Annotated in this window: 2 protein-coding genes; one reads left to right on the top strand and one right to left on the bottom strand. The window is 60.8% G+C overall.

The annotated features are described in order from the left end of the window. Positions 1-600: cob(I)yrinic acid a,c-diamide adenosyltransferase (locus tag NW839_RS11445; protein WP_414343367.1), on the bottom strand; the 600-nt coding region annotated here is incomplete at its 3' end. Between the two features lie 183 nt (positions 601-783). Here NW839_RS11445 and NW839_RS11440 point away from each other — a divergent pair. Next, positions 784-1,728: a PLP-dependent cysteine synthase family protein gene (locus tag NW839_RS11440; RefSeq protein WP_148202762.1), complete on the top strand. Its 945-nt coding sequence runs from the start codon at positions 784-786 to the stop codon at positions 1,726-1,728. Positions 1,729-1,828 lie beyond the last annotated feature (100 nt).

Raw genomic sequence — 1,828 nt, 5'->3', positions numbered from 1 at the left:
GATCTCGATGCCGCTGCAAGGGGGTTGGCCGTTTTGGGGATCCGTCGCCCGCCGGACACTGCGCATTTCCGAGTGCAAATCCGCCAGGTCGATAATTTCCTTGGGAGCGCCGCGCCCGGTGATGATCACCTCCATGGCCTCCGGCTTTTGCTTGAGGGTACTGACCACCTCCTCCACAGGCAACAGGCCCAGATCCAGCACCGGGTTGAGCTCATCCAGCACCACCACCGAGTAAAACCCCGACGCCAAAGCCCCTTTGGCCACATCCCAACCGCGGCGGGCCTCCTGACGGTCAAACTTGGTGATCTCATCTGGGCCGAAAAACTCTCCCCGCCCGGTGCGCAATTGATCGATGAGATGGGGGAAGCCTCGCTGCAGAGCCGCAATGGCCGCATCCTCAGCATAGGTTCGGCCTGGCCCCTTGAGAAACCGCACCAGCAACACCCGGCTGGGGGCCGCCTTTTCGATCCCCAAGCCAATGGAACGCAGCACAACCCCTAAGGCCGCCTGGGACTTGCCTTTGCCCTCGCCGTCGTAGACATGGATCTGGCCCCGTCGCCGATCAAACTGCTGGGCAGTCACAATCCCAATTTCTGCCATGCCCCTCCGCGTCATCCTGCTGTGGGAAAATCCCACTTTTCTACCCCCATCTTAGAGCCTACTTGGAGCCTAGCCAGAACTTGGGCAGGAGGGGGAAACTAAAAAGCTCCCAAGAGGCCGGAAAGACCGGGGTAAGATGAGCAATGGTTGTCCAGCCGATGCCTGTCTAGCGAGGGATCCCCCTTGTATCCGACTGCATTTTCTTCTCGCCCGTTACTCCCTGCTGTGGATAGCCCTATTGAGCTGGTGGGGGGGACGCCGCTGATCCGTCTGCGGCGGGTTGCTGCCGATTTGCCGGAATCGGTACGGGTATATGGCAAGGCAGAGTGGTACAACCCTGGGGGTTCAGTCAAGGATCGCCCGGCCCTCAACATGATTCGCGCTGGCGAACGCCAGGGCAAGCTTACCCCCGGCAAGATCATCCTCGATGCCACCAGCGGTAACACCGGCATCGCCTATGCCTGGATCGGGGCCGCCTTGGGCTACAAGGTCAAGCTGGCTCTTCCCGCCAACGCCAGCCCGGAGCGCAAGAAGATCCTGGCTGCCTATGGCGTGGACTTGGTTCTGACGGATCCCGCTCTGGGATCCGATGGGGCCATCGAGAAAGCCCGCGCCCTCTATGCGGAAAACCCCGAGCTTTATTTCTACCCTGACCAGTACAGCAACCCCGCCAACTGGCAAGCCCACTACGAAACCACTGGGGTGGAGATTTGGGAGCAAACCCAGGGGCAGGTCACCCATTTTGTTACCGGGCTAGGCACCAGCGGCACCTGTATGGGGGTGGGGCGGCGCCTGCGAGAGTATCGCCCGGATATCCAAATCATTGCCATGCAGCCCGACTCTCCCTTCCATGGCCTGGAAGGGCTCAAGCACATGGCCACAGCTCTAAAACCCGAGATTTACGATCCCACCCTGCCTGACCAGCACATTGAGATCTCCACAGAAGCAGCCCAGAAAATGGTCAAGCGCTTGGCGTTGGAAGAAGGCCTGCTGGTGGGCATCTCTGCCGGCGCCAATGTGGTGGCAGCCCTAGAGGTGGCCCGTCAGCTCTCCTCTGGAGTGGTGGTGACCATCTTTTGCGACGGGGCTGACAAATATCTTTCCGAGCGTTTCTGGACAGAGGAGTGACATCCTCCCGGCGCTCGTCCTGCGGACAGAGCGCGGGCTACCCTTCCCGTCAGCAGGACGGAGTCCTTACCTCGCAGTTGGGCATTCCTGCCCCACGCCA

The sequence above is a fragment of the Synechococcus sp. R5-15 genome (genome assembly GCF_047462035.1).
Taxonomy (GTDB): Bacteria; Cyanobacteriota; Cyanobacteriia; order Thermostichales; family Thermostichaceae; genus Thermostichus.
This window is presented reverse-complemented; position numbering and strand designations above follow the sequence as displayed.